Here is a 6,150-nt window from a genome sequence, read left to right on the forward strand (position 1 = left end):
ACGCGTGGTGGCCTAGGCCGGGTCGGGTAGATCTGCAGAGTCTGCCCGCCCGGGTCGGGCTGGGGCCGCGTCGGTGGACGCCGGGCGCGGGGTGGGTGTGTGCTGGCGGCGCGGGATGAGGCGTTGGCGGCGGTGTTCTTCGGTGAGGTCGTGCAGGCGGGCGTGCAGGAGGTCGGGGAGGGTGATGACACCGACCACACGGGGGCGATCGGCAGGAGCGAGGACCGGGGCGCTGCTCAGGCCGAGTTCGGCGAAGCGGTAGGCGACCTCTCGCAGGGTGTCGTGCGGGGCGAGGGCGAGTTGGAGCGGGCGGGCGGCGTCGGTCACCCGTCCCTTCTCTGGGTGACTGGCGTGATATTCCGTCAGATCGTGTGCGGTCGTGAAGGCGACTGGCGTGCCGTCGAGCCGCGTGACCGGGATCAGCCGGGCGGCTGCGCCGACCTTGCTCAGGCGGTCCAGCAGGGCCCGGTCGATCGGCCTGTCCTCGCCCAGGACGGTTGCGGGTCGCATGACCTCATGGACAAAGAACGTCTCCAGCGGGTCGGTGGAGTACTCCCGGGTCAGGTGGAGGCCGCGGCGGGCGATCTTCTCGGTCAGCACGGAGCGCTTGAGAATGAGGGCGGAAAGCGCGTAGGCGCCGGTGGAGGCAATCAGTACGGGGAGCAGCGCGGCCCATGCGTGCGTGAGTTCGAGCGTGAAGACCACCCCGGTCAGGGGGGAACGCATCACCCCGCCGACCACTGCAGCCAGGCCTAGCATGGCCCAGAATCCGCCCATCACATGAGGGAAGAACATGCCCTCAGCGGCACCGAGTGCACCTCCGATCATGAAGACGGGAGCCAGTACGCCGCCGGAGGTGCCCGACCCCAGGGAGAGCGCCCAGATGAGGGTCTTGACGACGAGGATGCCAGCAATCAGCCCGGTTGTGGCGTGGCCGGTCAGGAGCTGGTCGATCACGTCGTAGCCGACCCCGAGGGCGCGGGGCTGGATCATTCCGCCGAGTCCGATGACGGCGCCACCGATAGCCGGCCACCACATCCAGTGGATAGGAAGCCGGGCGAAAGCGTCCTCCGAGCGATACACCAGCCATGTCGCTGCCGCCGCCAAAGCGCCGCCGCTCAGCCCGCACACCGCGGCAAGGATCTCCACCTGTGGGGGCAGATGCAAACCGGTGGGTGGGAGGGTGACCTGGAACACGGGAGCGCGGCCGAGCAGGAACCCACGACAGATGGTCGCCACCGCCGCAGCCGCCACGACCGGGACGAAGCTGCGCGGCCGCCATTCGAACAGGAGCAATTCCACCGCCAGCAGCACGGCAGCGAGCGGGGAGTTGAAGGTGGCTGCCATCCCGGCCGTGGCCCCCGAGACAAGCAGGGTCTTGCGTTCGTCCGCGGTCAGATGGAGAAGCTGGGCGAGGATCGAGCCGATCGCCCCGCCGGTCATGATGATCGGCCCCTCGGCGCCGAACGGCCCGCCGGTGCCGATGCTGACCGCGGCCGAGACCGGCTTGAGGACGGCCACCTTGGGCTGCACGGTGCTGCCGCCTGTCAGGATCGACTCGATGGCTTCGGGCATACCGTGGCCACGTATCTTCTCCGACCCGAAGCGGGCCATGAGGCCGACGATCAGCCCGCCGGCCATCGGCGCGCCCAGCACGAGCCACCAGGGGTGGTGCACCCGCCCCGGGGCGATCATTGCGGTGCTCCAGCGCTGGTAGAAGACCAGGTTGGTGACCAGGCCGATCAGCCGAAGCAGACCGAGGGCAGCGAGCGCGCCCGCACCACCGACCGGCAGCGCCCAAGCCGTGATCTTCAGCATGCGCGGCTGGACCGTGAAGTCGCCCAGGTGCGGTGCACGCTGCTGATGCTCCACGCTCACAGCGGCACCGGCCCGGCGGCGAACGGGGATGCCCCGGCGTCACCAGCCACCGCGCGATGCAGGCAGCGCAGGCCATCGGCGGTTGCTGCCCGTTGCTGAGGACTCAGAGCACCCAGAACGCGCTTCAGCTCCTGCTCACGCCATTCCAGGACTCGTGCGACCTGCTCACGGCCGAGTGCGGTCAGCTCCAGGGTTACGACGCGACGGCTGTCCGGGAGGCTGCCGCGTTCCAGCAAGCCGGAGGCGGCCAAGCGGTCCGCGAGGCGCGTGACGGACGATGCCGCCAGGCCCAGGGCAGCGGCTACTTGCGATGAGGGGCATCGTCCCAGGTCCCACAGGGCGAGAAGGAGACGCATCTGGGACAGGGGGACGCCGTCACCCGCCTCTTCCAGGCTGCGCAGAGCGATACCGATGAGATCGCGGGTCGCCTGTTGGAACACTTGGACCTGTGCGGAGTCGGGCGTCGACCGTGGTGACGCTGCCGACTCGGTCGGGATGGGGTCTGGCCGCATGCTCTCCATGGCATGAGTATTGCATGCGACAATACTTGCTTAGCAGTAGTGTTTAGCTATCAATGCAAGTTCCGGTCGCATCCCGATGCCCTACGGAAGGTGAGCGCCCATGCCGTGCAGCCGTGACTTCACGCCCCCGCCAACCGGCATCCACCGCGCCCAGGAGATGCTTCTCGCCCGCATCGCGGCCGACGGCACCCCAGCGGTGACCCGAGCTCTCCTGGCCGCTGCCCACGGCGAGGAGGCAGCGGCCACCATGGAGACTGGGGCACTCCTGCGCGCGCTGCCCGGCGTCGGTTGGTGGGCTGCACACGACCTTCTAGCGCTCGCCCGAGTACCCCAGACGGCACGCCTCGGTGAGCTCTCAGCAGCCCAGCGCGGGTCACTCACCGCAGCCCTGGCCCATTTGCCCCGCAACAGCGGCGATCCAGTCCCCGGCAAGGCCAGCAGCTGAAAGCGCGCCGAGGGACCGCGGACATGCGCCGACCCAGCTGGGATCGCGCTGAGACGTTGGCTGCCTGGGACTTTCCGCTGGGCCGGAGACTGGCTCCCGCCGCAGCGGCCGGCGGCGGCCCGACAGGCCCGGGCTGGAGCCAAGAAATGTGGCAACAGGCCCGCCGCGTGCTCACCGCGGACCTAGCAGGCATGAACGACCCGGATTACCTGGCCCTTCCCTCCGATCAGCACCAGGGGCCGGCCGTCGCGGACCCAGCCGGGCGATTTGAGGTCGGCGACGACCTCCGGGGTGACGTTCGGGTTCTTGTCGAAGTCGAAGTCCTCCAACCGCTTAGAAGTCATCTCATTTGGTGAGTCTGCGGTAGCAGATGAGGGTGCAGGCGATGCTGGTGAAGGCCGGGAAGTGGTCGGCTTTGCGTTCGTAGCGGCGGTGGAGGCGGCGGCAGCCGGCGAGCCAGGCCATGGTGCGTTCGACGGGCCATCGGTGGCGGCCGAGTCGTTGGGATGATTCGACGCCCTTGCGGGCGATGCGCGGGGTGATTCCTCGTTGGCGTAACCATCGCCGCAGGTGGTCGTAGTCGTAGCCCTTGTCGGCGTGCAGCTTCTGTGGTTTGCGGCGCCTTCGGCCGCGGCGGGAGCGGGTCGGCGCGATGCCCTTGACCAAGGGGATGAGGGCCTGGCTGTCATGCAGGTTCGCCGCCGAGATCGCGACGGCCAGGGGCAGACCGGCCCGGTCGGTGATCAAGTGGACCTTCGAGCCGTACTTGCCCCGATCCACAGGATTCGGACCCGTCAGGTCCCCTTTTTTTTCAGGGTCGGCATGTTCACCGAGTCGATCGCGCACCGGGACCAGTCCAGCTCGCCGCGCGCGCCGAGTTCGTCCAGGACCAGGCGGTGCAGCTTGGCCCACACCCGGGCCTTGGACCACTCGGCGAAGCGGCGGTGGGCCGTCGCCCCGGAGGGCCCGAACGACGCCGACGGGAGCTGCTGCCAGGTGCACCCCGACGTCGCCACGAACACGATCGCGGCCAGCACCTCCCGGTCACCATGCCGCCGCCGGCCCCCGCCCTGAGGTCGCGTCGGCGCCGCCGGGACCACCCGCTGGAACAGTTCCCACAACTCATCCGGCACCAGCCGCTCAACGATCCCCACCACGACCGACAGCCTACCCAACCCACCAAATGAGATGACTTTCTAACCACCCTGGTGGTGACGGCAGCGGTGCCTGGCAGCCCCAGTGGTGCCGCGGAACCCCGGGTGGTCCGTCCGGCCGCTGCTGACGGGACGGACCACCACCGGCCGGGGGCCGGCGCGTTTCGCGCTCAGGCCGTGCCGCGGGGGTTGAGCACGGCGAACCGCCAGCAGCCGTCGGCGCCCCGGCACGCGACATTGGCGGTGGTGCCGGTCGGGGCGACACGCTCGCCGTCGGGGGCGGTGACTTCGAGGGTCCAGTCGGTGACCAGCAGCGCGGTTCCGGCGCCGACCAGGGTATGCCGGGGGATGTTGGTGAGCCGTCCACGGGCGGCGATGGTCCCGCTGATCTCCCGGCGCAGTGCCTCATGGCCGACGATGATCTCGCCGGCCGGCGTGCGCATGGTGGCCCCAGGGGCGAACAAGGCCAGCACGCCCTCGACGTCACCGCCGTTCAGGGCCTGCTCGAACGCGCCGGGCAGCCGTGCGGGATCAGTGATCGCAGTCTTCACAGGGATGGGTCCTTACCTGGTGTGTGTCCGTCGCGGCAGGGATGTCCGAGCGCGCCGCGTGCGTCAGGGGCACAGGCCGGCAGCGCACGGCGATGCCTCCACGATCCCCGCCAGGGGGCTCGCGCGGCGAGGTAGAGTCAGGACTCGCCATGGTCAAAGTTGGACAGCACGACGTCATCGACATCGCCTACCGCAACCCCGACCGCCCGTGGCTGGGCATCGAGGTCCTGACGTACGGCGCCCTGCGCCGCCGCCTGAAAGAGTCGGTCACCCGCACCGCGAGCTGACCGGACTTCCACCAGCTGCTCCTCGTACGGGGCGGTGAGGCAACCGCCATGGTTGATTTCGTCCCGCAGCCATGCGCACCAGGCAGGCTGCTACATCTGCGGCCCGGGCAGGTCCAGCGGTTCCCCGCTGACCCGACGGGCCGCCTGGCTGCGCTCGCTGCACCGCCTGTCCGAGGACATCGGCGTGCCCTACAACACGATCAAGGACCGGCGGTGGACCGCCTCGCGCTGGCCGCGGGCACGCGCACGCACATTCCCTTCTACATCCACCGCATCCTGGGCCGCGGTCGGCGATGACGCCGAGCGGTTCGAGACGATCGACGCCCCGCCGTTGGACGAGCGGACCGGCCGCAGACGGTGGACACCGGACAGCGCGGCCCGCCGCGCCGACTACCGCGCCCGCCGCCCGGAGACGCCGGTGGAGAAGGTCAAGGCCATCCACGAGCTCGCGGTCGACGACCAGGTGGCCGCGCAGGTGGCCCGCGACCTCCTGCGCCGCCCCCCAGGTCGCGGCGGAGGTACCCGCCCAGGCGAAGGCACAGGTGATCCGCGAGCTCGCCCACGATGAGCAGGTGGCCGCGCAGGCCGCCGCGGACCTGCTGCACCGCCCGCATGTCGCGTTCAAGGCGCTGACGGACGGCCGGGCCCGGCAGATGGTCAACCGGGCCCAGGTCGAACGGGGCCGGCAAGCCCACGAGGACTTCCAACGCACTCACCCGATCGCCCCCGCGGTCCGCCAGGTCGAGCACACCATCGAGTTCCTCGACCTGGTCGGGGCCTGCCACGCATTCGTGGCCAGCGCCGCCAGAAGCGTTCCGGGCCTGGTCGAGCGCACGGTCACCGACGAGGAGCGGGCGGTCGTGCACGAGAACGTCGCCCGGCTTAGTAGGTGTTTTTCTTCCTGGCGCGTTGAAGCACGCTGCTGAGGCGACGCGAGCCGTGGCTCTTCGGGCGCTGATGCCGGTGGGCTGGTTGATGACACCTACGTGACGTTCACGGGTCGTGCTCGTTGGGTGTGGTGTGCACGTGGTGCGACGGATCGCCGGCTGAGCACGTCACGCCCTCGGCTGGTGGAGCGTGCGCAGGTGAGACCCCATGCCCGGGCTGTGTACCAAGGGTGTGGGGTCTCGCGCCGGTTCGGGGTCCGGGAACGCTAGACCGCCGCCGGCTTCGGGCGACTAGGTGCGGCTCTTGCGGACTCGGCCGCCCACGGTCTCGACGCGAGACCCGCCCAGCCTAGTCCGCTCGAAGACGAACATCCCCGGATCCGGCGCATCCTCGCGGATGGGCCACCCCTCTGGGATGGTCTTGGTC

General features: G+C 70.0%; 8 protein-coding genes. 3 read left to right on the forward strand and 5 right to left on the reverse strand.

Features of this window, described 5'->3' with window-relative positions:
- Positions 1-12 precede the first annotated feature (12 nt).
- The 5 genes from BS73_RS04250 to BS73_RS04275 all read right to left on the reverse strand — a co-directional run bounded on the left by BS73_RS04250 (position 13) and on the right by BS73_RS04275 (position 4,549).
- On the reverse strand, positions 13-1,818 hold the full coding sequence (locus tag BS73_RS04250; protein WP_084703786.1) for a chloride channel protein: 1,806 nt from the start codon (positions 1,816-1,818) through the stop codon (positions 13-15).
- Between the two features lie 56 nt (positions 1,819-1,874).
- A complete protein-coding gene (locus BS73_RS35840) occupies positions 1,875-2,399 on the reverse strand; it encodes a MarR family winged helix-turn-helix transcriptional regulator (protein WP_200886623.1) in 525 nt (174 codons plus the stop codon).
- 627 nt (positions 2,400-3,026) lie between these two features.
- Positions 3,027-3,188 carry an ATP-binding protein gene (locus tag BS73_RS38075; RefSeq protein WP_161789637.1) on the reverse strand — a complete coding sequence of 54 codons (162 nt, stop codon included), beginning with the start codon at positions 3,186-3,188 and terminating at the stop codon, positions 3,027-3,029.
- A 1-nt stretch (position 3,189) separates the two neighbouring features.
- A protein-coding gene (locus BS73_RS35845; protein ID WP_200886642.1) for an IS5 family transposase occupies positions 3,190-3,992 on the reverse strand; the annotation gives its coding sequence in 2 pieces (ribosomal slippage) (positions 3,190-3,657 and positions 3,660-3,992; 801 coding nt in all).
- Positions 3,993-4,168: 176 nt separating this feature from the next.
- Positions 4,169-4,549: a YybH family protein gene (locus BS73_RS04275; protein ID WP_051939307.1), complete on the reverse strand. Its 381-nt coding sequence runs from the start codon at positions 4,547-4,549 to the stop codon at positions 4,169-4,171.
- 149 nt (positions 4,550-4,698) lie between these two features.
- Here BS73_RS04275 and BS73_RS38080 point away from each other — a divergent pair, with 149 nt between their 5' ends.
- The 3 genes from BS73_RS38080 (at position 4,699) to BS73_RS40275 (ending at position 5,762) form a co-directional block, all read left to right on the forward strand.
- Positions 4,699-4,836: a hypothetical protein gene (locus BS73_RS38080; RefSeq protein ID WP_161789639.1), complete on the forward strand. Its 138-nt coding sequence runs from the start codon at positions 4,699-4,701 to the stop codon at positions 4,834-4,836.
- A gap of 184 nt (positions 4,837-5,020) precedes the next feature.
- Positions 5,021-5,404, forward strand: coding sequence for a DUF6192 family protein (locus BS73_RS40270; RefSeq protein WP_161789641.1), 384 nt, complete (start codon positions 5,021-5,023; stop codon positions 5,402-5,404).
- Positions 5,379-5,762 carry a DUF6192 family protein gene (locus tag BS73_RS40275; RefSeq protein WP_051939309.1) on the forward strand — a complete coding sequence of 128 codons (384 nt, stop codon included), beginning with the start codon at positions 5,379-5,381 and terminating at the stop codon, positions 5,760-5,762. Before BS73_RS40270 ends, BS73_RS40275 begins: the two co-directional genes overlap by 26 nt.
- Positions 5,763-6,150: the final 388 nt, after the last annotated feature.

Origin of the sequence: Phaeacidiphilus oryzae TH49, assembly GCF_000744815.1 — a bacterium.
Classification (GTDB): Bacteria; Actinomycetota; Actinomycetes; order Streptomycetales; family Streptomycetaceae; genus Phaeacidiphilus; species Phaeacidiphilus oryzae.

Excerpts from the sequence above, each read along its gene's own strand:
- BS73_RS38075 (WP_161789637.1), bottom strand. The coding sequence starts at position 3,188 with ATGACTTCTAAGCGGTTGGAGGACTTCGACTTCGACAAGAACCCGAAC.
- BS73_RS04250 (WP_084703786.1), bottom strand. The coding sequence starts at position 1,818 with ATGCTGAAGATCACGGCTTGGGCGCTGCCGGTCGGTGGTGCGGGCGCG.
- BS73_RS38080 (WP_161789639.1), top strand. The coding sequence starts at position 4,699 with ATGGTCAAAGTTGGACAGCACGACGTCATCGACATCGCCTACCGCAAC.
- BS73_RS35840 (WP_200886623.1), bottom strand. The coding sequence starts at position 2,399 with ATGGAGAGCATGCGGCCAGACCCCATCCCGACCGAGTCGGCAGCGTCA.